24 protein-coding genes are annotated in these 24,922 nt (G+C 63.3%); 11 read left to right on the top strand and 13 right to left on the bottom strand.

From position 1 onward, the window contains the following. Positions 1-11 precede the first annotated feature (11 nt). From GT347_RS02360 to GT347_RS02345, 4 genes are all read right to left on the bottom strand, one after another. Positions 12-1,247, bottom strand: coding sequence for a hypothetical protein (locus GT347_RS02360; RefSeq protein ID WP_160550449.1), 1,236 nt, complete (start codon positions 1,245-1,247; stop codon positions 12-14). Between the two features lie 102 nt (positions 1,248-1,349). Next, positions 1,350-2,699: a hypothetical protein gene (locus GT347_RS02355; RefSeq protein WP_160550448.1), complete on the bottom strand. Its 1,350-nt coding sequence runs from the start codon at positions 2,697-2,699 to the stop codon at positions 1,350-1,352. Positions 2,700-2,757: 58 nt separating this feature from the next. Beyond that, complete coding sequence (locus tag GT347_RS02350; protein WP_160550447.1) at positions 2,758-4,176, bottom strand: hypothetical protein; 1,419 nt, start codon at positions 4,174-4,176, stop codon at positions 2,758-2,760. A gap of 174 nt (positions 4,177-4,350) precedes the next feature. Continuing rightward, positions 4,351-5,706 (bottom strand): hypothetical protein, encoded by a 1,356-nt coding sequence (locus tag GT347_RS02345; protein ID WP_160550446.1) that lies wholly within the window; start codon positions 5,704-5,706, stop codon positions 4,351-4,353. Positions 5,707-5,889: 183 nt separating this feature from the next. Here GT347_RS02345 and GT347_RS02340 point away from each other — a divergent pair, with 183 nt between their 5' ends. Beyond that, positions 5,890-6,804, top strand: coding sequence for a LysR family transcriptional regulator (locus tag GT347_RS02340; protein ID WP_160550445.1), 915 nt, complete (start codon positions 5,890-5,892; stop codon positions 6,802-6,804). Positions 6,805-6,881: 77 nt separating this feature from the next. On the opposite strand, the gene GT347_RS02335 is transcribed toward GT347_RS02340, so the two are convergent. The 4 genes from GT347_RS02335 to GT347_RS02320 all read right to left on the bottom strand — a co-directional run bounded on the left by GT347_RS02335 (position 6,882) and on the right by GT347_RS02320 (position 10,866). Further along, positions 6,882-8,171, bottom strand: a complete 1,290-nt coding sequence (locus GT347_RS02335; protein WP_160550444.1) for a hypothetical protein — start codon at positions 8,169-8,171, stop codon at positions 6,882-6,884. Between the two features lie 122 nt (positions 8,172-8,293). Then, positions 8,294-9,502, bottom strand: a complete 1,209-nt coding sequence (locus GT347_RS02330; protein ID WP_160550443.1) for a hypothetical protein — start codon at positions 9,500-9,502, stop codon at positions 8,294-8,296. 54 nt (positions 9,503-9,556) lie between these two features. Beyond that, complete coding sequence (locus GT347_RS02325; protein WP_160550442.1) at positions 9,557-10,333, bottom strand: hypothetical protein; 777 nt, start codon at positions 10,331-10,333, stop codon at positions 9,557-9,559. Next, entirely contained in the window at positions 10,294-10,866 is a 573-nt protein-coding gene (locus tag GT347_RS02320) for a hypothetical protein (protein WP_160550441.1), read from the bottom strand. Before GT347_RS02320 ends, GT347_RS02325 begins: the two co-directional genes overlap by 40 nt. Positions 10,867-11,144: 278 nt before the next feature. Here GT347_RS02320 and GT347_RS02315 point away from each other — a divergent pair, with 278 nt between their 5' ends. The 5 genes from GT347_RS02315 to GT347_RS02295 all read left to right on the top strand — a co-directional run bounded on the left by GT347_RS02315 (position 11,145) and on the right by GT347_RS02295 (position 15,627). After that, the gene (locus GT347_RS02315; RefSeq protein ID WP_160550440.1) at positions 11,145-12,029 is read left to right on the top strand and encodes an NAD(P)-dependent oxidoreductase; all 885 of its coding nucleotides are present in this window, start codon (positions 11,145-11,147) and stop codon (positions 12,027-12,029) included. Beyond that, the gene (locus GT347_RS02310) at positions 12,026-12,976 is read left to right on the top strand and encodes a Bug family tripartite tricarboxylate transporter substrate binding protein (protein WP_160550439.1); all 951 of its coding nucleotides are present in this window, start codon (positions 12,026-12,028) and stop codon (positions 12,974-12,976) included. The genes GT347_RS02315 and GT347_RS02310 overlap by 4 nt, the downstream gene beginning before the upstream one ends. 31 nt (positions 12,977-13,007) lie before the next feature. Continuing rightward, positions 13,008-13,589, top strand: a complete 582-nt coding sequence (locus GT347_RS02305) for an amino acid synthesis family protein (RefSeq protein WP_160550438.1) — start codon at positions 13,008-13,010, stop codon at positions 13,587-13,589. Positions 13,590-13,655: 66 nt separating this feature from the next. Further along, the gene (locus tag GT347_RS02300; protein ID WP_160550437.1) at positions 13,656-14,627 is read left to right on the top strand and encodes a tripartite tricarboxylate transporter substrate binding protein; all 972 of its coding nucleotides are present in this window, start codon (positions 13,656-13,658) and stop codon (positions 14,625-14,627) included. A 34-nt stretch (positions 14,628-14,661) separates the two neighbouring features. Further along, a complete protein-coding gene (locus GT347_RS02295) occupies positions 14,662-15,627 on the top strand; it encodes a 2-hydroxyacid dehydrogenase (RefSeq protein ID WP_160550436.1) in 966 nt (321 codons plus the stop codon). 78 nt (positions 15,628-15,705) lie between these two features. On the opposite strand, the gene GT347_RS02290 is transcribed toward GT347_RS02295, so the two are convergent. The 3 genes from GT347_RS02290 to gloB all read right to left on the bottom strand — a co-directional run bounded on the left by GT347_RS02290 (position 15,706) and on the right by gloB (position 19,397). Further along, complete coding sequence (locus GT347_RS02290) at positions 15,706-16,941, bottom strand: hypothetical protein (protein ID WP_160550435.1); 1,236 nt, start codon at positions 16,939-16,941, stop codon at positions 15,706-15,708. 141 nt (positions 16,942-17,082) lie between these two features. Beyond that, complete coding sequence (locus tag GT347_RS02285; protein ID WP_160550434.1) at positions 17,083-18,627, bottom strand: transglycosylase SLT domain-containing protein; 1,545 nt, start codon at positions 18,625-18,627, stop codon at positions 17,083-17,085. Then, positions 18,624-19,397, bottom strand: a complete 774-nt coding sequence (gene gloB, locus GT347_RS02280; protein WP_160550433.1) for a hydroxyacylglutathione hydrolase — start codon at positions 19,395-19,397, stop codon at positions 18,624-18,626. The genes GT347_RS02285 and gloB overlap by 4 nt, the downstream gene beginning before the upstream one ends. A 118-nt stretch (positions 19,398-19,515) precedes the next feature. On the opposite strand from gloB, the gene GT347_RS02275 reads away from it, so the two are divergent. Next, positions 19,516-20,355 carry a class I SAM-dependent methyltransferase gene (locus GT347_RS02275; protein WP_229722630.1) on the top strand — a complete coding sequence of 280 codons (840 nt, stop codon included), beginning with the start codon at positions 19,516-19,518 and terminating at the stop codon, positions 20,353-20,355. A 21-nt stretch (positions 20,356-20,376) separates the two neighbouring features. Continuing rightward, entirely contained in the window at positions 20,377-20,826 is a 450-nt protein-coding gene (gene rnhA, locus GT347_RS02270) for a ribonuclease HI (protein WP_160550432.1), read from the top strand. Position 20,827: 1 nt separating this feature from the next. On the opposite strand, the gene mobA is transcribed toward rnhA, so the two are convergent. Together mobA and moaA are read right to left on the bottom strand one after the other, a co-directional pair. Next, positions 20,828-21,427, bottom strand: a complete 600-nt coding sequence (mobA, locus tag GT347_RS02265; RefSeq protein WP_229722629.1) for a molybdenum cofactor guanylyltransferase MobA — start codon at positions 21,425-21,427, stop codon at positions 20,828-20,830. Next, positions 21,424-22,566, bottom strand: coding sequence for a GTP 3',8-cyclase MoaA (gene moaA / locus GT347_RS02260; RefSeq protein ID WP_160550431.1), 1,143 nt, complete (start codon positions 22,564-22,566; stop codon positions 21,424-21,426). Before moaA ends, mobA begins: the two co-directional genes overlap by 4 nt. A 219-nt stretch (positions 22,567-22,785) precedes the next feature. Between moaA and GT347_RS02255 the strand changes: the two genes are divergently transcribed. From GT347_RS02255 to ppa, 3 genes are all read left to right on the top strand, one after another. After that, the gene (locus GT347_RS02255) at positions 22,786-23,409 is read left to right on the top strand and encodes a superoxide dismutase (protein WP_160550430.1); all 624 of its coding nucleotides are present in this window, start codon (positions 22,786-22,788) and stop codon (positions 23,407-23,409) included. Positions 23,410-23,419: 10 nt separating this feature from the next. Then, positions 23,420-24,304, top strand: a complete 885-nt coding sequence (locus tag GT347_RS02250; RefSeq protein ID WP_160550429.1) for a ZIP family metal transporter — start codon at positions 23,420-23,422, stop codon at positions 24,302-24,304. An 83-nt stretch (positions 24,305-24,387) separates the two neighbouring features. Continuing rightward, positions 24,388-24,918: an inorganic diphosphatase gene (ppa, locus tag GT347_RS02245; RefSeq protein WP_160550428.1), complete on the top strand. Its 531-nt coding sequence runs from the start codon at positions 24,388-24,390 to the stop codon at positions 24,916-24,918. The last annotated feature ends 4 nt before the right edge of the window (positions 24,919-24,922 follow it).

Below are 24,922 nucleotides of genomic sequence, written 5' to 3'. Positions count from 1 at the left end.
CTCTTGGCCGTTCAACCGCGATTCGGCAATTTTGGCGGCGCAGGTCGCGGAGGCGATTGCGGAATCATGCCGTTTGGTAGTGTGGCCTTGAAGTTGTTCACGATGCCGTTTTTCAGTGTTTCGCGCCATTTCTCGAAGAGGGACACATAGGGCGGGCACGCCGGCGCCCCATGGTTGAACCAGTCCCAGAATGAGCCCCGCCTGGTCAATATATTGTCCGGTCCGCAGTTACGGCTCCAGGTATCTTCGCCGGTCGGCAACACCACGCCGCGCGGCACGATTTGAACTTCATTCAGAGAAAACCTGACATGATCTTTTGCGGTGTGTTGCCAAAATCTGGCAACCCTGTACGAGGCGTCGGTATACACGTTGCCTTTGCACCTTTCAGGGCCGACCCGGGCGTGTATGACCGAGTGTTGGCCGGAACGCTTGTTCCCGGCATAAAGGAGTACATCCGTGTTGCAAGGCGCATAGTTCTCCATGTCCTCGACGTTGGGGTACACGCTGAGCGGTATCTGATGCAGATATTTGCCGACGAGTTTTGATTGCAGGCCGCCCTTGTAACCTCGTCTTAATGATTCTTCAATCGCGGGATAGTCGGCCTGCGAATCCAGTTGGGCGGCTTCCTGCCTGACCCATTCGACAATGTTTTTTCCATCCTCTTCATAGCCGACACCGCCAAAAACCAATCGGTAGGCATAGACTTCCACCCAATTCTTGAACGCCGCGGAAAATGCCGACGATGAGCGCAGCATTTGCCGTTCATATTCGTTGAGGTGCGGTTTGATGGCACGTGCGATGTTTTGGCCCAGGTCGATCGCGGCCTTGGTTGCAGGGTTTTTAATATTGTCGGAGAAAAATCCGGGCTGACCCATTTCAACGAGATATGCACCGACGGCGTTGTTGATGGTGTTGTCTAGCAGAATCTGCATGTCGTCTGTCAGCCGCCTGGTTCGCGCGATGGAAGGCGGCTGCTTTTCGAGAGCGCGTTTCATTTTAAATGAATCGTCGTAGTGCACCTCGCCGGCTCCGGCAATGGCGCCGGGTCGGAGTTGGAGCAGGTCCACCATTTCCGAGCTGATGGCCCCGATATTTTCCAGGTTGTTGACGTGAGCCGAATCCGCAACGCTCATCAGGATTCTTTTTTCCGCCGTGGCGGCGCTGTCTTGCGTCCCTCGAAACGGGAAACGGGGCATGCCGACCAGCTTGGTCGCCATGGCGTTTCCTGCCGTGAGTGGAAAGCCCATGATGATCTCCTCAGGAAAATCGGTGTTGACGAATACCCGCGAGCGTGGCGCTGGAAATCATGGCATCTCCTTTTGTTCCACGCCGCGGATTTTGGCGAGTGCTCAAGCGCGAGTTGAATTGCTCGGGCGCGAGGGAGTTCGCAAAGCCGAGCTCGTAAGTAGGCGTTTCGGCAGCGCCTTGGGGAGATTGCCATCCGGCAATGCGGCCCAGAAATCCGTGCTCATAAAGGATTTCAAATGATCCCGCCACTTCGCGAGGTTGGAAACGTAAGGCGGGCACTCCGGGGCTCCCTTGCCGAACCATTCCCACCGGTTATTGTCGGCAGTCAATATGTTGTCGGGGCCGCAATTTCGACTCCAGGCGTTGTCGCCGGTCGGCACTTCAACACCATACGGAAGATTCTCCATGTCTGTAATATGGAATTTGACATTCAGGTGAGAAGTGTGCGTGAAAAACCTTCCGAGCTGGTATGCAATGTCGGTATCCTTGTTGCCTCGGCAATCCTCGGGATCGACCCGGGTGTAAACAGTCGCATAATCTCCGATGTGGGGGTTGAATTGGTAAAGGCGCACAAACTTGCCACAGGGTGCGTAGCTTTCCATATCCTGCTTGTTCGGATAAGCGTCGAGCGGCGCCGGGCGGCGTCGTGTACCGCCTCGTTCCGATTCAAGGCCGCCTTCATAACCGTACGCCAGCGAATTCTGCCTCCTCGGGTTATCGGATTGCGCTTCCACCTGCGCCGCTTCCTGCCTGGCCCAGGCGACGAGTTTTTTCCCGTCCTCTGTGTAGTCCAGATTTCCAAAGGTCAAACGGTAGGCATAGACCTCCACCCAGCCCTTGAAAGCATCGGTGAATGGCGAGCTGGAGCCCAGCAGCTTCAGCTCATATTCAGTGAGATGCGGTTTGACCGCGCGGGCTATCTGCCGGCCCAATGCGGCCGCAGCCTTGGCTGCCGGCTCATCACTGTCATCCAGATCCACGCCGGGCTGCCCCGTTTCCTCGAGAAATGCAGCGACTGCGTTGCTGACAGTGCCGTCGAGCCGAATCTGCATCTCTTCAGTCAGTCCTTCGCTCGCCGTGGGCACCTCAGCTTGGTCGGCTCTGATATCCGGGGCGGCAGCGGGCTGCAAACCCGCTGAAGCTCGAAAAACGCTTTTCGGAACTGGTGCATTTGGATCGCTCAAAGCGGCACGTTTTGCCCTAAAGGGTTCGCCGTAATGCACCTCTCCGGACTTGGCGACATCGTCGCGCTTGAGTCCGAGCAGGTCGATCATTTTCGGGCTGATCTCGCCGATATCCTTCAAACTGTCTTTGTACACCGTGTCCGCAACGCTCGTGGGGATTTTATCCTTGGCCGCTGCGGAACTGTCTTGCATTCCGGGAAACAGGAAACGCCGAGCACGATCCAGGTTGTCCGTGAGTATGTTGGTCGCCGAAATGGGAAAGCTCATGATGATTTCCGAATGAAGTGAATGTTGATAATTGCACGCTTGAAAAAGTCAGTCTGGTTTAACCGTTTCGTCCATGCCCTCCAGGTTGGTTGATTGCCTGCCCGTCGAATTGCTGCCTCTGTTTATCGAAGCTGGGTTGGTCGATGAATGGCCGTTGCAGCGGGCCGAACACCTGCTGATTGGGCTCTGTCTGAGCCGGCACGCCCAGGGTCATCGTGCTGAGAATCCGAGGGTCGAGGGATCGTTTATTAGAGGCGTTGTCGAAATCCTGGTCGAGTTGTGCTATCAATTCGGTTCGCCGCCGTGTGTGCGGCGATACATAGGGTGGACAAAGGGGGGGTACTGTGGTTTTGAACCAATTAAAAGTGGGAACTTGTTTGTAGAGGAAGTTGCCCGGTCCACAGTTTCTGGCGTCCAAGTTGCCTTCAAGACGCAGCCGCTCACCGCGCGGTATATCGTTCAAATAATCGGAGCTGAAGACCGCTTCCTGGCCCAGGTTTTTCTGCTGACGACCGACGCTATAGGCGTGATGGGTTTCGGTGTTGCCGCTGCATTCGTGCAGGGTGCGCGCAAGCATGGTGCCATATTGCTTGTCGTTCTTTTTATACCAGACGAATGCGATAAAGTCGCAGGGTGCATAGTTATTCATGTCCTGCATGGTTGCATAGGCATATGCTGGATGCAGTTGCGCCGGATCAGAGTTGCCAAACAGCAGCGAATTCTTCCCTGCGAGATAGGCTGTGCGTATTTTTTCTTCCCTGATGAAGTTGTCTGCTTGTGAAATGACCTGCGCTGTTTCTTCGCGCACCCATTTCAATATCTCTTCTTGGTTGTCTTCGAAGCGTTGATTTATAGCCGCCATGCGGTAAGCGAGATATTCGACCCAGGCTTCAAGCGAATTCTGGAACGCTGAGGTGGTTTGCGACTGGAGCGTCTGCATTTCGATATGAGTCAGTAATGGCCTGATGGCCAAACCTATCCGCCGACCATTCAAGATCGAAGTGACTTGCAAGAGATTATTGTTAGGATGAATGATCGAATTGGGCAGGCCCATCGTGTGGCGGAAAGAGGCGATGGTCACGGGTATCGCGATCTTCAGCCTCTGCTGCAGTGTTGTGGAAGCAGCCCGTTTGCCGATGGAGTGTCGGGCTGGAATGGATGCAGGCTTGATTGATTCGTTTGGCGAGGTGTTTAAGGTGGCTGGCATCTTGCTCGCTGAAAACGCGCCATGAAATACTGCTTGCGGATTTTCCGGAGTTGCGGGCGTGGGCAGACCGAGCAACTCCTGCAAATCATGGCTGATTTCTTGAGGGGACAGTTCGCTCTTGGAGAAACTCGTATGAGAGGCTTTGAGCTCTGTCGATTTTGATTTGTTTAGAAAGTGTGCAGCGGCGCCCTGCGCCACGGCTGCAAGCGCCGATATATTCGAGGCTGCAGGCATGCTGCCGCCCACGAATGATGTGGTGTCGAAACCCATGATGGACCTTGTAGAGTGGAGCCCTTATTTTTGGGCGCCGGGATTTGTTTTCTGATGCAATGCCGAATACGCGTTAATTTGCCCGCAAGGCCATTATCTTGATCATCGAGCCAGGTATTCGGCGGCAGGTGAACACGGAAAATCTCCCAGATAGACGGGACAGGCGTGCCGCAGTCAGCCCGGCTGCCGTGCCGTCGCGGCCTGTTGCTGAAGGCGCCATTGCTGCTCTCGAAACTCCTGGCTCTGCCGATCGAATTGCCGCTGCAAATTGGTTCGAGCTGGCGGGCTGACCTGTTGCCACTGAACCTTTGGCACCTGATCTTCCTCCAGCTGGCGTTTGCGCTGCCAGTAATCGATGTTGTCTAAAATGCCTTTGATGATGGCGGCGCGCCATTGGGCGTGGCGGGTCACAAACGGCGGACACGCGGGTACATCGCCGGCGAACGGATTCCATCGGCTGATGACTTTGCGCAATATATTGTCCGGCCCGCAGTTGCGCGCTTTCACGTTGTCAGCCAACCAGGCCGTCACACCACGCGGCACGTTGACGATGACCTTGGGGTTGTCGAATATCCAGTCGGGCAAGTATCCGATCCGCCTTCCGGTAATATAGGCCATATGCGTCGTGGCATCGCCCTTGCATTGCGCCGGATCGGGATATACCAGGGATATGCTGAAGATCGGGTGGTTTTCGCCGCCGCCATGTCCGATCCACTCGATCAAACGAGTAGCCACCCCGCACTCCGCGAATTCGTGCAAGTCCCTCAGGTCGGGATAGCAATCCAGCGGGCTGGTCGCGCTGTAGAGGCGTTCGAAGGCCAGTGGAGAAGACCTTCCTCGCTGAAATGCGTCACGTAGACGCTCTTCCCGGTCCGGTTTGTCCGCCTGCGAAATGACCTGCTTCACTTCATCTCGCGCCCAGGCCAGAATATTCGCCGATTTCCATGTGTGGACGCCGGAACCGGTGGCATCGCTATGGGCTTGAACGCGTACCCAGCCTTCCAGAATCTGCCGCAGTGGTGACTGTTTGTCGTTGCGCAGGCTGTTGATTTCGTCCGTATTAAGGAAACTGCAGGTGCCGCCGCCGTAACTTTCACCGTTCTGGAATTGACGCTTTTCAAACGGATCCTGCGGGACTGATGCTGTTTCGCCCGGAATCCTGCAGGCAGTGCGAAAACCCGCCAACGCATTGTGCAGGGTCACGTCGAGCCGTCTTTTGAAGTCCAGGGGGGCATTGCGTTTTTTGCGTGCCAGCGGCTTTTCTGGTTCGATGTCTGCATCTTGCGAGAATATGGCCGAGTGCTGGATTGCTCCGTCGCGGCCGACGTCGTCCGCCGTCAACCCAAGCAGGGTCGCCATTTCTGCATTGAGTTCGCGATATTCGTCGACTCGTGTTTCTGATGGCCGGGAATTATTTTGCAGCGTAACCCGCCGAGGATATCGCCCCATCAGTCCCAGCGCCAGGTTTGCCACGGCGCCAATATTCGAGCCGTTGCCGTTCGTCGTGTTCGATACGATGTTGAATCCCATGGAACATATCCTTGGTGATAAAAGAAGGTTTACTGTGTGCCGAGCGTGCGCTGGCACCGCCGAATTGGGCGAATCACTGTTGTTCGCCCCGAAGCTGTAGGTTCTGCTTATTTGAAGCTAGAATGGTGAAGATTATCTGGGACGCGCTCGCGGTGCCCGAGAAAAGAGGGCACGAGGAAAAGCATGAAATTCAGACTGCGCCAGATGGAGGTTTTTCGCGCCGTGATGCTGACCGGCTCGATCAATGGTGCCTCCAAACTGCTGTTCACATCGCAGCCGGCCATCAGCCGCATCGTTTCGCACACCGAGCAGACCCTGGGGCTGGCGCTGTTCAACCGGGTCAAGGGCAAGCTGGTGCCCACGCCCGAAGGCCAAGCCCTGTTTCGCGAGGTTGACGAGTTCTACCAGCAGGCGCTGCGGGTGGACGACTTCGCTCGCGGACTGGCGCAGGGGCCTTCGGGAACACTCAATATCGCGTCGAGCCCTTGCCTGAGCCGCGGCTTGATTCCGCGGGTGGTGACCAGTTTCGTGCAGCGTTACCCGAATATCCGGGTGAATCTGCGCACCACGCTGCTCAACGGCATGGCGCAGGAGGTGTTGAGCAACACGGTGGACCTGGCGGTTTCGGTGCTGCCGCTGGAGCATCCCAATCTGCGCATCGAGCGTTTCACCGAGGGCCGCATGGTCTGCGTGGTGCCGCGTGGCCATGAACTGTCGCAGCTGCCGGCGGTGAGCCTGGCGGATTTGGCGCGTTTCAATCTGATCGCCCATCATCCTTCGATTCCTTTCGGGCAACTGGTTTCTGCCGCTTTCCGCAATGCCGATGTGCCGCTGGTTTCGCGGGTGGATATTCACGAAACCGATGTGGCCTGCGCCCTGGTGCGGGCGGGCGCGGGCATTGCGATGGTGGATCAGTTCACGGTGGAGGGCATGGCCTGGAGCGACCTGCAGGTGCTGCCCCTGCAGGAGGAGATCCGGCTGGCGCCCAGCATCGTGCGTTCGGTCTTCGATACCGGGCGCAGCCATGCCGACAAGTTCGCCGAACTGCTCAGGCAGATGGTCGCGGCTGGCGATGGAACGATGGCTGGTGCTGCTTGAACTGCGCTGGTTGTCAGGTCTAAGCCCATCGGAATATTCTTTCGAAGGCGATGAATTCATGGCCGGTGCCAGCAGGTTCAGGCGGAGGGTCGCGGCAGTCGATCGACGCGCTGTTGGGGCTGTACGGTTGGCTGACGCTGGTTGGCTGAAAAAACGTCCTGCTCGGAAAGGCCGCGTTTGTGTTTTCTTTCATACTCGGTCACCAGACTGCTTTTCATGGAATCGCGCCAGTGTTTATAAGGGGGCACATAAGGCGGGCAAAGCGGGATCTTGTAAAACGGGTTGAACATTGAAACCTTTCTGATCAGGATATTGTCGGGCCCGCAGTTCTGCGCGACCTCGTTCGATGAGACCCGCAATATGACGCCGCGTGGCATGTGCACCGCGTCTTCCTTGCGAAAGATTTCATTTTGCGAGCCGCGCCAGAGACGTCTGGAAACCATGTACGCTTCATCGGTGCTGGCGTCGCCCAGACATTTGTCGGGATCCGGCAGGCGGACGATGAACTGATATTTGAGGGCGTTTTTGTCGATCCAGTCGAAAACATAGACCGGTTTGCCGCAGGGGGCGAACCTGTTCATGTCCGCCTCATTGGGATATGCCCACAGCGCGCCGATGATGCCGCGCGTGCGTGAAATGGCGATTTCTGAATTCTTGCCGGCGTGATAGGCCTCCAGCCTTCTTTTTTCGCCGACGTCGTCATCGGCTTGTGCATCGATTTGCGCGACCTCCCTGCGCGCCCAGCCGATGATTTTGTAGTAGTCCCAGCGATAAAGATCGCCGGCAGTGGCGTGGGCGTAGGCATAGACGGTCACCCAGTCTTCCAGCACCTGGCGCAGCTGGGAATTTTCGTTCGAATGCATCAGCGTGTATTCCGCGGAGTTCAGCGTGCCCCGGATGGTGCCGCCGTATTCCAGGCCTTTGTCGAAAGCCAGCTGGGAAAATGAGTCAGGCGCGGCGGGCAGGTTCGGGTTATGACGTCCGAATTGCTGATCGAAGCCCGCGAGTGCGTAGCGCAGCGCGGTGTCCAGCCTGTTCTGCAGGTAGGGGCTGGCGCGCTTTGTTCTGCTGGTGCGTCTGGCTTCGGGTTTTATATCGTTCTGGGAGATACGCGGTTTCTGATCAGGCTGGCCTGCGCCGAATATGGCGTCATCCTTAATGGCTGCGCTGGATTTCAGTCCTAAAAGTGCCGTCATTTCGTCACTGAGTTCCTGCTTCGGTCCCCGCGCATCGGAAAATGGGCGCGACGCCGTTTCCATTGACGTTTGGCTTGCTGAACGCCACAGCAGCCCGGCAGCCAGGCTTGCAAAGGTCGCGGCAGTGGGCGTGGCTCCATGGCTTGAATTGGATGCGAGGTCGAAAACCATGAGAATATCCCGTCGGTGGTGATGGGTTGATTTTTCCGCACGGCGGGAAAGCGTGCGTATAGGCCGTGCCGGCGCTTCAGCAGGCGGCGGGCGTGAGGAGGTGTCTCGGGAATCTGGCCGTTCTACACCATGGTCTGGAAGTTGGTCTCCATTGCTTCCTTGAGTTGCTCGCGCCATTTGGCGAGGCGCGAGACGTATGGCGGGCATACCGGCACCCCGTGGCTTGACCAGTCCCAGAATGAAACGTTTTTGGTCACGATATTGTCGGGGCCGCAATTCCTGCGCCAGGTGTCACGCCCGGTCGGCAACTGCACGTCACGCGGAACATTCCGGACGGTGTCGACGGTGAATTTGGTGAGTTGCCAAGGGGTGTGCGCGAATATTCTGCCGATCCCATAAGCGATATGGGTGTATTGGTTGCCTCGGCAGTTGTCGGGATGCGGCCGGACAGAAATGGTGGCGTATTTTTTCATCTGCCTGTTGAATTCATGAAGCAGCACATCCTGGCCGCAAGGGGCGTAGTTCTGCATGTCCTCCCTGTCGGGATATGCAGGGAGCGGCGCTTGACGTCGAGGTGTGCCGCCGCGTTTCGATTTCAAACCGCCTCGATAACCAGCTTGCAGTGAGCGTTCTCGTTCGGGATGGTCGGCATGTGCATCCGTCTGCGCGGCTTCCTTCCTGGCCCATTCGACGATGTCCTCGCCGCCTCCCTTGAATTCGAGCCCTCCGAGGGCGAGCCGGTAGGCATACACCTCCACCCACCCTTTTAAAGCCTGGGAAAATGGCGACAGGCGCGGCAGTTTCCGCTCGATTTCACTGAGATGGGGCTGGATGGCGCGCGCGATCTGGCGGCCCAGGGCGATCGCTGGTTTGGCCACGGGACCCTCGGGATTGTCGGAAATAAAGCCGACCTGCCCGATTTCCAGGAGATATGCGCCGACTGCGTTGTTGACGGTGTTGTCGAGTTTGATCTGGATATCGTCTTCCAGCCGTTTATCCCTGGCTACGACTTCAGACTGCTCTTCGGGAACGTCCCGAAAGGGATCGTCCAATAACACGTCTTCGCGCCGCACGGGATCTGCGGTCGCCGTAGTGAATCCTTGGCCGTAATGCACATCGGCGGAGCCGGCAATTTCACCGGGCAGGAAATCGAGCAAATCCTTCATTTGCTGGCTGACGGCGCCAATGTGGCTGAGGCTGTCATCGAACACCCGGGCTGCCAGCGGCTGCCGGGTTTCGGGCGGATTGCTGTGCTGCATATCGGCAAGCATGAACCTCTCCGGTACGCGGGCCGTCGTGCTCGGAATTGCGTTTGCCAAAGAAAATCTCATGATCATCTCTCCATGAATGAATGTTGAGACATACGCGTAAAAATCCCGGCGGCCTTATCCGTCTTGTTGCTGCCGTCCCGCCTGGTTGAATGCTTGGCCGTCGAATTGCTTGCGCTGATTGTCGAAGCCGGGCTGGCCGACGAATGGGCGCTGCGGCGGGGAGAACTGCTGCTGCGGTTGCGGGTCGAAGAATTCGCGCTTGCGTTTCGCTTCGTAGTCGGTCACCAGGCTGTTTTTCATCGATTCGCGCCAGCGGTGATAAGGCGATACATACGGAGGACAGAGATCGAATCGAATGAGCGGAGAGAGGGCGGGTATCTTTTTTATCACAAGATTGTCGGGGCCGCAGTTTTGGCTGACTTCAGTGCGCGAGACTTGTACGGCCATGTTGCGCGGCAGGTATTTTGCGTTATCCGGTTTAAACAACTGGTTTCTCGGGCCATGCGCGATTTGCCTGGCGAGTTTGTAGGCAATATCGGTTTCTGCATTGCCCCGGCACAGCGCGGGATCCGGTGGGCCGAAAATGAGGCTGTAGCTGGGCACATCGGGATCTACCCACTGGAAACGTAATACCGGTATGCCGCAGGGCGCGAACTTGTTTACATCTTCCATGTTGGGATAGGCGTATATCGGGCTCACGATGCCATGCGTGCGCGATCTGGCGATCTGCGAGTTCTTGCCGGCGTCGAATGCCTCACGAATGCGTGTCTCGCGTTGATCGTCGTCGGCCTGGGCGCGGACCTGGGCCAATTCCTTGCGGACCCAGGAGAGTATCTTTTGAGGCTCCCAAGTCAGGAGGTCGCCGCCTGTCGCCTGAGCGTAGGCATGCACGATGACCCATTGCTCCAGTGCGTTCTGAAGCGGAGAGCCGGGGTTTTCATGATTTCGTATTCGTCCTTGTTCAGCCAACCCGCACTGTGGCCGCCGTACACTTCACCGGTCTCGAACATGCGTTTTTCAAACGATCCCGGCGCCAGGACCAGGTTCGGTTCGATCTGGCCGAATTGTTTGCGAAAACCCGCCAGGGTAAAACGCATCGCCGTGTCGATTCGGGCCTGCAATTCCTTGCTGGCGCGTTTTGCCCGCCCGCTGCGCTTGATTTCGCCCGCTCCCTTGTCTGCATCGACCGAAGGTCCGTGATCGCTTGAAATTGTGGTGTTGGACCGGGCGTTTATGCTTAGCAGTCCGGCGATATCCGGTCCGATTTCCGGATATTGCTGCAGCAGGCTGGAACGTTCTGGCTCCATGTTTTCCGTACGCGGCTGGCCTGGATTGCGTGCGAGCAGTCCGAGAGCGAGATTGGCGATTGCGGCAAATCCTGTATTGCCGGGGGTGCTTGCATTCAGTGCGGGATTAAAGCTCATGGAATATATCTCGGGTTCGGTCGGCATATTTTGGCTGACACGAAGGCAAATTCCGGCGCGGGCCGAATCAGAGTCGTTTATCGCGAAGACGGGTGATCTCGATAATCGAAGGGGTAATGCCGGGATTCCAGATGCGGCCAACGGGCCATCTTTGTGGCGGTGCCCGGGTAAACCCGGGAATTAACCTGGGGCTATACCCCGGACCCGAATCTGCACTGGCTGCAGGCCTGTCCTGCGCCTAAATTTGCCGCAACCAACAAGCAAAGAGACACCAACACATGAAGATCGGACTGATAGGCCTGGGAAATATCGGCGTGCATTTCGGCACGCGCCTGCTGGCGGCCGGCCACGAACTGCTGGTGCACGACCGCAGCGCCGCGGCGCAGCGGCGGCTGGTGGACAAGGGCGCCACCGGCATGGCGAGCGCGAAGGAGCTGGCCTCGGCCACCGACATCGTGCTGCTCTGCCTGCCGCTGCCGAGGATCGTGGCCGACGTGGCCACTGAGGTGGCGCAGGGCAGCGCGGTGCGCATCGTGGTGGATCTGTCCACCACCGGGCCTTCGGTCACCCGCGAGGTGGAGGCTCTGCTCCAGGCCAGGGGCATCGCCCTGGTGGGCGCGCCGGTGTCGGGCGGCATCGTGGCGGCGGAGAAGGGCACGCTGGCGGTGATGCCTGCCGGGCCGCAGGAGACCTACGAAGAGATCGAGCCGCTGCTGCGGGTGATCGGCAAGAACATCTTCTACCTGGGCGCCGATCCGACGCTGGGCCAGACGATGAAGATCATCAACAACACGCTCTATGCCACCAGCATGGTGGCGAGCCTGGAGGCGCTGGTCTACGGGGTGAAGGCGGGGCTGGATTCGAAGACCATGCTGGATGTGATCAACGTCTCCAGCGGCCGCTCCTTCGCCACGCTGGAGCGCATTCCGCAGTGCGCGCTGGACCGGAGTTTCCCGGTGCGTTTCACCACCGAGCTGCTGCACAAGGACATCAAGATGTGCATCGACGAGGCCGAGAAGCTCGGTGTGCCGATGCTGGTGAGCCCGGCGGCGCGGCAGTTCCTGGCCTTTGCCATCACGCAGGGGGATGCGCAGCAGGACAACGTCTATCCGATCCGCCACTTCGAGCACTGGGCCGGCGTGCAGTTCGGGGAAAAGCAATGAAGCGCCGCCTGATCGCGGCGCTGCTGTGCGCCTTGCCGCTGCTGGCGCTGGCGGCCTACCCGGAGAAGCCGGTGCGGCTGATCGTGCCCTTTCCGGCGGGCAGCATCACCGATGTGGTGGCGCGGGCGATGTCCGACGGCATGTCGGCGCGCCTGGGCCAGCCGGTGGTGATCGACAACCTGGCCGGCGCCAACGGCATCGTGGGCACGGTCTCGGCGGTGAAGGCGGTGCCGGATGGCTACACGCTCTTCATGGTGGGAGTGAGCACCGGGGCCAGCAATGTCAGCGGCTTCAAGGCGCTGCAGTACGACCCGCGCAAGGACTTCACGCCGATCGCTTCGGTGGCGGAGGCGCCGTTCATGCTGGTGTCCAGCAATACGCTGCCGGTGAAGAGCCTGCAGGAGCTGATCGCCTACGGGCGGGCCAACCCGGGCAAGCTGTCCTATGGCTACGGCTCGGGCAGCTCGCAGCTGTGCGCGGCGCAGGTGGTGTCCATGGGCAAATTCGAGGCCACGCCGGTGGCCTACCGCGGCGTGCCGCAGGTGATGACCGACCTGGTGGGCGGCACGGTGCAGTTCACCATCGCCGACATGGTCAACGGCCTGCAGCAGGCGCGCAGCGGGCGGGTGACTGCGCTGGGCGTGACTTCGAAGAAGCGCTCGCCGCTGGCGCCGGACGTGCCCTCGCTGGCCGAGGCCGGGCTGCCCGATTACGACCTGACGGTGTGGTTCGGCGTGGCCGGGCCGGCCGGGCTGCCGGCCGGCGTCGTGCAGCGCATCAACGCGGTGTTGCTGGAAGTGCTGGCCGACCCCGCCGTGCAGAAGCGCTTCGAGACGGCCGGGTTGACACCCATGCCTTCGAGCCCCAAGGCCTTCAACCAGCTGATCCATACCGACATCGCCAAGTGGGCCAAGGTGTTCCACGAAGCCGGCATGCAGCCGCAGTAAGTTTTTTCATCGTCATCCAGGAAGACCGTTCATGTCCCTCATCAAGATCCGCAAGAAGCTGCTCAACATCGAATCCATCTACCACGAAGGCGGCCCGGCCCGCACCGAACCGATCCGCATAGGCAGCATCGCCGTGGTGATCCAGAACCCCTATGCCGGCCGTTATGTGGAAGATCTCTCCGGCCTGGTGAAGGACGCCACCGAGATGGCCAAGGAACTGGTGCCCGAACTGCTGGCGGCGCTCGGCGGCGCCGACAAGATCCAGGCCTACGGCAAGGGCGCCATCGTGGGCCTGAACGGCGAGCTGGAGCACGGTGCGATCTGGCACGAGGCGGGCGGCTGGCCGATGCGTGCCAACCTGCCGCAGGCCAAGTCCATCGTGCCGGCGGCCAAGGTGGTGGCCTCGGCCGGGACACGGCTGCAGATCCCCTTGCACCACGTGGAGGCCTGTTATGTGCGCAGCCATTTCAGCACCATGGACGTGGGCGCCATCGACAGCCCGCGGCCCGACGAGCTGCTGTATGCCCTGGTGATGTCCACCGGCAGCCGGGTGCACGAGCGCCTGGGCGGGCTGCGGGCGGACAAGATCTCGGTGGGCGACGGACAGCGTTGAGGACTCCGGCCAGCGCCCGGAGAAGGCGCGGCCCTGCAGGAAAAAAGACAAGAGAGAGACAAAGCCATGAAAACCATTTCCCTGATCCAGGCCCTGGGTGTGTCGCTGCTGGCCGTGGCCGCCGCCACGGCCGTGCGGGCCGCCGACTGGCCCGAGCGGCCGGTCACCCTGGTCGTGCCGCTGGCGCCCGGCGGCAGCACCGACTCCACGGCCCGCCTGCTGGCCGAGAAGCTGGGCGGCGAACTCGGCCAGCCGGTCATCGTCGATAACCGCGCCGGCGCCGGCGGCAACATCGGCGCGGCCTATGTGGCCAAGTCCACGCCCGACGGCTACACGCTGCTGATGCACACCAGCACCGTGGCCACCAACGTCACGCTCTACAAGAGCATGGGCTTCGACCTGCAGAAGGACCTGATCCCGGTCTCGCAGGTGGCCCTGATTCCCAATGTGCTGATGGTGAACAACCAGGTCCCGGCCAAGAACCTGCAGGAGTTCATCGAGCTGGTGAAGCAGAAGAAGACGCCGGTCAACTACGGCTCGGCCGGCAACGGCACCTCGCAGCATTTGTCGGGCGCGCTGTTCAACAGCATGGCCCAGGGCGAGATGACCCATGTGCCCTACAAGGGCGGCGCGCCGGCCAATGCCGACCTGCTGGCCGGGCAGATCCAGGCGGTGTTCTCGCCGCTGGTGGAGGTGCTGCCTTATATCGACAGCGGCAAGCTGAGGGCGCTGGGGGTGACGACCAAGGCGCGCTTGCCGCGCCTGCCGGATGTGCCGGCGATCGCCGAGGCGCTGCCGGGCTTCGAGGTGGTGCTGTGGAACGGCGTGTTCGCGCCGACCGGCACGCCGCCGGCCGTCGTCACCCGCCTGAACGCGGCCATCCGCAAGGTGCTGCAGGACCCGGCCATGCGCAAGACGCTGGCCGACCAGGGCTCGACGCCGGTGGGCAATTCGCCGGCCGAGTTCAAGCAGATCCTGGGCGAGGAGATCGTGAAATGGGGCAAGCTGGTGAAGCTGTCCGGCGCCGCCGTCGATTGATGACATGCAAGAACAGAGACCGAACCCATCCGCCATGAAGCCGCTCCTGCTGGTCCTCGTTTTCCTCTCCGAAGAGCATCGCGCCCTGGTCGCCGAACGCTTCGACATGATCTATGCGCCCAACGAGCAGCTGGGCGCCGACCGCCGCAACGGCGCGGCGCAGATCGCCGCGCGCGGGCAGGAGATCCGGGTGGTGCTGACCAACGGCACCAACGGCCTGCTGGCCTCGGAGATCGCGGCGCTTCCGAAGCTGGAGCTGGTCTGCACCGTGGGCGTGGGCTACGAGAACGTGGCGCTGGAGGCGGCCACGGCACGCGGCATTCCGGTGTGCAATGCGGCCGGCACCAACGATGCCGCGGTGGCCGACCATGCCATGGCCATCCTGCTGGCCGCGATCCGGCGCCTGCCTTTTCTCAACGCCGGTGTGCGCCATGGCCTGTGGCGCGACGACATCCCGCGACCGCCGCATGTGAGCGGACGGCGCATGGGCATCTTCGGCCTGGGCGCCATCGGCCGGCAGATCGCCCGTCGCGCGCAGGGCTTCGACATGGAGATCGGCTACCACAGCCGCACCCGGCGGGACGGCTGCGGCTTCGCCTGGTTCGACGACATCCTGGCCCTGGCGGCCTGGTGCGATTTCCTGGTGATCGCGGCGCCGGGCGGGCAGGCGACCTACCACGTGGTGGGCCGCGAGGTGCTGGAAGCGCTGGGGCCGCAGGGGGTGCTGGTCAACATCGCGCGCGGCACGCTGGTGGATACCGAGGCGCTGGCCGATGCGCTGCGCGAGGGGCGCATCTTCGCGGCGGCGCTCGATGTTTACGAGAACGAGCCGACGCCGCCGGCGGCCTTGCTGGGTTTCGACAACGCCATCCTCACGCCGCATATCGGCGGCATCTCGCCGCAGGCGATCCATGCCTCGGTGCTGCGGTTTCTGGAGAACGCGGAGCTGTTCTTCGGCGGGCGGCCGCTGGCCACGCAGGTGAATCGGCCACCGGCGTAAGGAGGCCGAGCCCTTGGGCGCTCGATCCTGCGCGCCTGAGTATCCGTTTTGCGGGCATCCCTTCGATGCTCCTCGAGGTCATGGGGCGTAGCGGTGCCGGGCGTAACTCGGCCGCTGGCTGGCCTGTGCCTGGTAGCGCTGGACGAGTTCTGCCTGCGCGCTCTTGCGCCAGGCCTGCAGCGGCGGCACGTAGGGCGGGCAGGGCGGCGGCTCGCGGTCGACCTGCTGGGCGCTCTGGATCTCGCGTCTGGTCGTTTCATCGCCGCATTGGCGGATGTTGAGCGTGGCGGTGATCGGCAGCTGCTCGTTTCGGGGCGTGACGGCCAGGCTCGACAAGGAAAAAAATATGCTGCCTGGTTCCTGGTGGGCGAGCTGCCTGCCGACCACATAGGCGTGATGGGTCAGGCCGTCGCCCTGGCAGTCGGGCGCGGATGGCGTGATGGTCCTGGAGCGCACCTGGCCGTCGCGGGTGATTTCGGCCAGCCTGGCGGGCCGGCCGCACGCCGCAAAGGCCTGGGCGTCGGACACGCTGGCGAAGGAGTCCAGGGGGGTGAGCAGGCCCGCATCCGGCGAATTGAAGATCGGCGATGCCTTGCCGGCCAGGAAGCTGGCGCGGATCCTGTTGGCGAAGGCGGGTGAGTCCGCCTCGGCGTCGATCTGCGCTGCTTCGGTCCGGGCCCAGTCCAGGATGTAGGCGCCGTTCCATTCGTATGGGTGGTCCATGGTGGCGTAGGCATGGGCATAGAACTCGATCCAGCCTTCCAGGGCCAGCTGGAGCGACGAGCGGGCATTCGAATGAATGGCCTCCCAGTCGAGCGTGGTCAGATGCGGCTGGATGGCCTTGGCGTATGAGGTGGCGAGTTGGGTGGCGCGTGTTTCGAACGCGTCGTTGCCCGATGTGCCTCCGGGTACGAAGAACGTGCCGGGGAGGCCTAGCACCCGGCGAAACGCCGTCTTCATGGAGCGAATGGAGGCGTCGAGCCGGTCTTGCAGTTCAGGCCCGGCGCGCCTGGTCCGGCGGCGGGAGACGGGTTCGGTGAAGACGGTGTCCTGTTCGGGTGCCGAAGCGTTGGCGGATGCTTCGGGCTCCAGATCCAGCAAGTCCTTCATCTCCTGGCTCATGGGCTGGAACTGCGCCAGCTGAGCCTGGTTCACACCCTCTATCGGGACATGATCCAGCCGGGTGGCATGCCCAAGCCGCTGACGGCGTTGGAGGACGGCGAGGGCAACGTTCGCCATTGTTGAAATGGTCGAAACGGTCGATGTCGTGGAAGTGTTGGGGAAAGCGGTGCCGGCCGCGGGGTCGAAACGCATGGAGAGATTCCTCCTGATCTAAGGATCTCCACTGTGTTTTGGCGTGCAAGCGGCGCATCGGCCCGGCCCGAATGGCCACCGTTTCTCACGAAGCCTGAGGTTCTCGATCATCGCCAGCGGACGATCGAAAAGTGCTGGGTGTCAGCGTTTGCGTTTGGCCGGCGCCCGGGCCTTCGACGGTGCGGCAGCCGCATGCGGGCCGGATTTCACGACGGCCTTGCCCACCACATGACCCTTGGCCGGGCTGCGGCTGGCGGGCGAGCCCGAGGGCGCATGCGGACGCACCGGCAGGTAGACGATCAGCTGCTGCCCGGCCTTGAAGGTGGTGGAGGGGCTGACCGAATTCCAGTTGGCGACATCGCTGCTGGCCACGCTGTAGCGGCGGGCCACGCTGGCGACGTCGTCGCGCCGGCCGGCCTTGACGACGGTGCGCTTGGTGACGATCTCGGGCGCCAGGGCGAGGCGGCCGCTCTCGGCCACGCTGGCGTCCACGTCGTCGGGCATGTTGGCGGTGCGCGGCACGACCAGGGTGGAGCCGCCCTTGATGAGCATGCGGGGCGGGATGCCGTTGACCGAACGCAAATCCTGCTCGGACATGCCGACCTTGGCGGCGGCGGCGGTGACGGACATGGTCGAGGGCGCGGTCCAGGCCGTCCAGCTGGCGTACTGGCCGTCCTGGTAGGCATCGAGGTTGCGGCGGAAGACCGAGGCGTTGTCCCAGGGCAGCAGGATGCTGGTGGTGCCGGCGGCCAGGATCACCGGGTGGCGCATCGAGGGGTTGAGCGCGCGGAAGTCGTCGAGCTTCACATCGGCCAGCTTGGCGGCCAGGGCCACGTCGATGTCACGGGTGATCTCCACCTGCTGGAAGTAGGGGTGGTTCTCGATGACCGGCAGCTCGGCGTTGAAGGCTTCCGGATGCGCCACGATGTTCTTCACCGCCTGCAGCTTGGGTACGTAGAGCCGGGTCTCGGCCGGCATGGTGATGTCTTCGTAGCCGGTGGGCAGGCCCAGCTTCTGGTTCTTGGCGATGGCGCGGCCTACGCTGCCTTCGCCCCAGTTGTAGGCGGCCAGGGCGAGCTGCCAGTCGCCGAACATGCCGTAGAGGCGCTGCAGGTAATCGAGGGCGGCGCGGGTGGAGGCGAGCACGTCGCGACGGTCGTCGCGGAACATGTTCTGCTTCAGCTGGTAGTCGGTGCCGGTGGCGGGCATGAACTGCCACATGCCGGCGGCCTTGGCGCTGGAGACGGCCTGCGGGTTGAAGGCGCTCTCGATATAGGGCAGCAGGGCCAGTTCGGTGGGCATGCCCCGGCGTTCCAGTTCCTCGACGATGTGGAAGAGGTATTTGCTGGAGCGCTCGGTCATGCGCTGGATGTAGTCCGGCCGGGTGGCATACCACTGCTCGCGGTCGTGCACCAGGTCGTTGTCCAGGTCGGGCATGGCGAAGCCGCGGCGGATGCGCTCCCACAGGTCGGCCGGCGGGGCCAGCGGGGCGACGGCGCCGCGCTGGGCGCTGCCGGCGGTGATCGGTTGCAGCGCGCCGGTCGGGTAGACCGGCTTGTGGGCGGAAGAGGGGGCGGCGGCGGCCAGCTTGGCGGCGGCGTCTGCCGTGGCGGGCGCGTTGGGCGCGGCGCAGCCGGTCAACAGGAGGGCGCCGGCGGCGAGCCATGAGGCAATCAGCAGCTTCATCGGAATTCGTTTTTCCATTGGCGCAGGGCGGCGAAGACGGAGGTCTCGTCGCCAGGGGTGGCGGGCGCGAAGCGGCGTACGGCGGCGGTGACGTCGGCGGTGCGGCTGCGCAGGAATGGATTGATCTGGTGTTCCAGCGCCAGGGTGGAAGGCACGGTGGGCAAGCCCTTGGCGCGCAAGCCTTCACAGCGCTGGACATGGTCTGCCACGGCGGAGTTGCCGGGCTCGACCGCGCGAGCGAACTTCAGATTCGACAGAGTGTATTCGTGGCCGCAGCAGACACGGGTGCCAGGGGGCAATGCGCCCAGGGCATCGAGCGAGGCCAGCATCTGCGCCGGCGTGCCCTCGAAGAGGCGGCCGCAGCCGGCGGAGAACAGGGTGTCGCCGCTGAAGACCAGGGGCTCGCCGCCGGCCTCGGCGCAGAAGAAGGCGATGTGGCCGGCGGTGTGGCCGGGCACGTCGAGCACCTCGAATTGCAGGCCCAGTGCCTGGACCCGGTCGCCGCCCGAGACCCGCTCGGCCGGCTCCGGCACCGCCTCGGCCGCGGGGCCGATCACGCGGCAGCCGGTGGCCTCGCGCAGTTCGGCGACGCCGCCGGTGTGGTCGGCATGGTGATGGGTGACGAGGATGGCTTCGAGCTGCAAGCCGTGGGCGCTTAAGGCCTGGAAGACCGGCGCCGCCTCGCCGGGGTCGACCACGACGGCCCGCTGCGAAGTACGCAGCATCCAGATGTAGTTGTCGGAAAAAGCGGGGAGGGGATCCAGGACCATGGGCGCGAAATTATCGCCGCTGCGTCGGGGCCGGGGCAACCGTCTGTATACAGCGCCTGGCCGGCAGGGTCGGCTGCGATAATGCGGCCCCACTGGCTGCTCCGGGGACCGCTGCGCGATGCAAAGCACTGAAATCGATGGCCTGCATGCCTGGTTCGCCAGCCCGGCGGGCCGATATCTGCTGGACTGGGAGCAGGCCTGCCTGGCCTCGGCCTTCGACGGCATCTTCGGCTACCACGGCGTGCAGCTCGGCCTGGGCGCGCTCGACGGCCTGGCCGCCAGCCGGGTGCGGCGCAACTGGCTGGCGGCCGGCAGCTACGACCTGCCATGGCCGATCGACGGCATCGCGGCGCGCTCGCCGGTGCTGGTCACCGACTTCACCGCCTTGCCGTTTGCCTCCGGCAGCATGGACATGGTGCTGATGCCGCACACCCTCGACCTGGCCGCCGATCCCCATGCCGCCCTGCGCGAGGCCGAGCGGGTGCTGGTGCCGGACGGCAAGCTGCTCATCTTCGGCCTGAACCCGACCAGTTTCTGGGGCGTGCACCAGCGGCGCTCGCAGCTGCTGCGCGGCGTGGGCCTGGGCTCGGAATTCCTGCCGGACGCGATGCAGGGCATCGGCTACCGGCGGCTGCGCGACTGGCTGCGGCTCTTGTCCTTCGAGGTGGAATCCAGCCAGTTCGGCTGCTTCCGGCCGGCGGTGCGCAGCCAGCGCTGGCTGGACCGCTTCGGCTGGCTCGACAGCGTCGGCGCGCGCTGGTGGCCGATCTTCGGCGCGGCGCATTTCCTGATGGCCACCAAACGCGTGGCCGGCATGCGGCTGATCGCGCCGGCCTGGAAAATCCGCCAGCCCCGCAAGGAGGCCGCGGGCGTGCCGGTGGCGGGGCGCGACAATGTCGCCCGCCGCGGTCCTGCACCGGTGCCGGAGCCGCGGCCTTCCTCCTTTCCCGATTCCTAGTTTTCCAGCGAAGTCCTTTTCTTGAACCACGTAGAGATCTATACCGACGGCGCCTGCAAAGGCAATCCCGGGCCCGGCGGCTGGGGCGTTTTGCTCAAGTCCGGCGAGCTCAAAAAAGAAATGTTCGGCGGCGAGAAGCTGACCACCAACAACCGCATGGAGATGATGGCCGTCATCCAGGGCCTGCAGGCGCTGAAGAAGCCCTGCAAGGTCACGCTCTACATCGACAGCCAGTACGTGCTCAAGGGCATCACCGAATGGGTCAAGGGCTGGAAGGCGCGGGGCTGGCGCACGGCCTCCAAGGAGCCGGTGAAGAACGTGGAGCTGTGGCAGCAGCTCGACCAGTTGGTGGCGACCTGCGGGCACACCATCGAATGGAAATGGGTGCGCGGCCATAACGGCGATCCGGGCAACGAGCGGGCCGATGCGCTGGCCAACATGGGCGTGGACAAGGCGCTCGGCCGGATCTGATTCAGGGCCGCCAGGGCAGGGCGGCCAGCTCTTGCGCGGTGTTGGCATTGGCGAAGGCGGATGCGTCTTCGAAATCTGCCATGGCGGCGCCCTGCGATGCGGCCCAGCGGCGCACGCGGTGTTCGCCTTCGGCCAGGGCCTGGGCGAGCGCCCCGCGCAGGCTTTTGTGCAGCAGCAGGAAGACCGGTTGCGCTTGGCCTGCGGCCGTCGCCATGGCGAGCGAGGCCGAGGCGTCTCTTGCCGACGCCGCCAGACGGGCGACCAGATCGTCGGGAAAGAGCGGGCTGTCGCAGGGCACCGTCGCCAGCCAGTCGGTGCCGCAGTGGGTCAGCCCGGCCAACATGCCGGCCAGCGGGCCGGCGAAGCTCTCGTCCGCATCGGGCCAGACGGGCACCTGCCAGCCGGCGTAGATCGGGTGGTGGCGGTTGGCGTTGATGGCGATCTGGCCGACCTGCGGCCGCAAGCGTCGCAGCGCCCGCGCGGCCAGCGCCTCGCCCCGCCATTCGACCAGGCCCTTGTCGGCGCCCTGCATGCGGCTGCCGCGGCCGCCAGCCAGCACCAGGCCGGTGATGTCGCTCGGAGAGGGCGTGGCGGTTTTCACCCGCCGATGAAACTCATCTCGACGCGCGGCGCCTGTCCCGCCTCGGCAGCTGCCGGCGGCAGGCTGGCGCGCAGTTCGGAATAGCGGTCGTCGCGGCCCTGCCAGATGCCGGCGATGGCACTGGCGATCTCCGCGTCGGTCGCCTCGCCGCGCAGCAACTGGCGCAGGTCGTGGCCCTGGCGGGCGAAGAGGCAGAGGAATAGGCGGCCGTCGGTCGAGAGGCGCGCGCGGTTGCAGTCGCCGCAGAAGGCCTCGGTCACGCTGCTGATGAAGCCGAGCTCGCCCAAGCTTGCGTCCGGACGGCCGGACGCGTCGGCGTAGGCCCAGCGGCGGGCGGTCTCGCCGGGGCTGGCGGCGGGCAGCGCCACGAGGGGAAGTTCGGAGCGCAGCAGGGCGAGGACATCGGAGGAGGGCAGCACCTCGTCCATGCGCCAGCCGTTCGTCGCGCCCACGTCCATGTATTCGATGAAACGCAGCACCACGCCGGTGCCGCGGAAATGCCGGGCCATCGGCAGGATCTGGTCGTCGTTGGTGCCGCGCTTGACCACCATGTTGACCTTGACCGGGCCCAGGCCGGCCTTGAGCGCGGCGTCGATGCCTCGCAGCACTTCGGCCACGCTGAAGTCCACGTCGTTCATGCGGCGGAACACCGGGTCGTCTAGCGCGTCGAGGCTGACGGTCACGCGTCGCAGGCCGGCGTCCTTCAGGGCCTGCGCCTTGCGGGCGAGCAGCGAGCCGTTGGTGGTCAGCGTCATGTCGGGCGGCAGGCCCTCGCCGGTGCGCAGCGCGGACAGCTGCGCCACCAAAGCTTCGAGATTGCGGCGCAGCAGCGGCTCCCCGCCGGTGAGCCGGAGCTTCTGCACACCTTGTGCCACGAACATGCCGGCCAGGCGCGCGATCTCCTCGAAGCTCAGCAGGGCGGAATGCGGGAGATAGGGATAGTCCTTGTTGAAGACTTCCTTGGGCATGCAATAACTGCAGCGGAAGTTGCAGCGGTCGGTGACGCTGATGCGCAGGTCGCGCAGCGGACGGCCCAGGCGGTCCATCAGTTCCGGCGCGGGAAGGCCGGCCGGCAGCGGGCGGATGGCACGGCGGAGATCGAGCAGCGGAAGCGTCCGGGCGACGGAGACGGGGGACATGCGTGAATTGTCGCGCGGCTGGCGGCTGCAGCTGTGTCGAAAGTGACAAAACCTTGACATCGCAGGCTCTTGGGGCGCCGCGTGGCAGGAGAAGTGGCGACAAGGCGTGTTACAGCCGCACCACGCTTCGGCAGGAGACTGTCTCTCCGCAACCGGCCCACGCCCCGGGCGGGGACGGTGTATAAATGCAAGTGAAACTCATTTCAAAGGATCCGCTCCATGGCTTTCAGTCTCCCTTCGCTTCCGTATGCCTACGACGCGCTCGAACCCCACATCGACGCGCAGACGATGGAGATCCACTACAGCAAGCATCACCAGACCTACGTCAACAACCTGAACGCGGCCGTCAAGGACACGCCGTATGAAGGCAAGCCGATCGAGGAACTGGTGGCCGGCGTCGAAAAACTGCCGGAAAACCTGCGCGGCCCGGTGCGCAACAACGGCGGCGGCCACTACAACCACAGCCTGTTCTGGACCGTGATGACCCCCGGCGCGACCGGCAAGCCCGACGGCGCCCTGGCCAAGGCCATCGACAGCGACCTGGGCGGACTGGACGCCTTCAAGGAAGCCTTCACCAAGGCCGCGCTGACCCGCTTCGGCAGCGGCTGGGCCTGGCTGTCCGTCACCAAGGAGGGCAAGCTGGCCGTGGAAAGCAGCGCGAATCAGGACAGCCCCCTGATGGCTGGCGTCGGCTCCGGCAACACGCCCATCCTGGGCCTGGATGTCTGGGAGCACGCCTACTACCTGAAGTACCAGAACCGTCGGCCCGAATACATCGCGGCCTTCTACAACGTGGTGAACTGGCCGGAAGTGGCTCGTCGCTACGCGGCTGCGCTGGGCTGAGCGAGCCAAGATGATCGGCCGGGCCTACTCCGCCACATTCGCGCGCCGCTGGTTCGGCATGGCGGTCGTGCTGGCCGCGGCCGGCGCCACCGTCGCCCAGGGCTGGCAGATGGTCGCCACCAACGAGGTGGTGCGGGATGCCTTCCTGGGCGGCCTGGTGGCTGCATTCGCGACGGCGCTGGGCACCGTGCCGGTCATGTTCTCGCAGAAGCTGTCCGAGCGCACGCAGGACACGCTCTTCGGCTTCGGCGCCGGCGTGATGCTGGCGGCCAGCGCCTTCTCGCTGATCATTCCGGGCATCGCCGCCGCCCGTGAGAGCGGGATGGGCCCCTGGGGCGCGGGCGGTGCAGTGGGCGCCTCCATCCTGCTGGGCGGGCTGGTCCTGCTGGTGATGGAGCGGCTGGTTCCGCACGAGCATTTCATCAAGGGCGTGGAAGGCCAGTCCTCCCGCACCCTGCGGCGCAGCTGGCTGTTCGTCTTCGCCATCGCGCTGCACAACCTGCCGGAGGGCCTGGCCATCGGCGTCGGCTTCGCCGGTACCGATCCGCTGCGTGCGAGCGCGCTGGCCACCGGCATCGCGATCCAGGACCTGCCCGAGGGCCTGGTCGTGGCCGTGGCGCTGCTGGCCGCGGGCTACAGCCGCAAGCTCTCGGTGGGCGTCGGCATGGCTTCGGGCCTGATCGAGCCGGTGGGCGCCCTGCTGGGCGCCGCGGTCATCGAGTATTCGCAGGGCCTGCTGCCCTGGGGCCTGGGTTTTGCGGGTGGTGCGATGCTGTTCGTGGTCAGCCACGAGATCATTCCGGAATCGCACCGCAAGGGCCATGAAGCCTGGGCGACCGGCGGGCTGATGATCGGCTTCGTGCTGATGATGCTGCTCGATACCGCGCTCGGCTGAGCCCGGGGGCGCTGGCTACAATGCCAGCGCTTTCCGCGCCGCAGGGCGCGGTTTCTTTTTTCCAACCAATCCCACATCTCTTCATGTCCTTCGACAAAGTCTCTCCCGGCAAGAATCCTCCTGACGTGTTCAACGTCGTCATCGAGATCTCGATGAACGCGGACCCGGTCAAGTACGAAGTCGACAAGGAATCCGGCTGCGTGTTCGTGGACCGTTTCCTGGGCACCGCCATGCACTACCCGACCAACTACGGCTATGTGCCGCAGACGCTGTCGGGCGACGGCGATCCGGTCGATGTGCTGGTGATGACCCCCTTCCCGCTGCCCCCGGGCGTGGTCGTGCCCTGCCGCGCGCTCGGCATCCTGAAGATGGAAGACGAAGGCGGCGTGGACGGCAAGGTGCTGGCCGTGCCCACCACCAAGATCCTGCCGATCTACGAGCAGTACCAGAAGACGGAAGACCTGCACCCGCTGGTGCTCAAGCAGATCAGCCACTTCTTCGAGCACTACAAGGATCTCGAGGCCGGCAAGTGGGTCAAGGTGCTGGGCTGGGAAGGCAAGGACGCCGCCCACCAGGAAATCCTGGACGGCATCGCTGCCTACCAAAAGGGCTGAGCGC

It is taken from the genome of Xylophilus rhododendri, assembly GCF_009906855.1.
GTDB classification, from domain to species: Bacteria; Pseudomonadota; Gammaproteobacteria; order Burkholderiales; family Burkholderiaceae_C; genus Xylophilus; species Xylophilus rhododendri.
The sequence above is the reverse complement of the archived record's forward strand: the minus strand, read 5'-3'. Positions and strand labels throughout refer to the sequence as shown.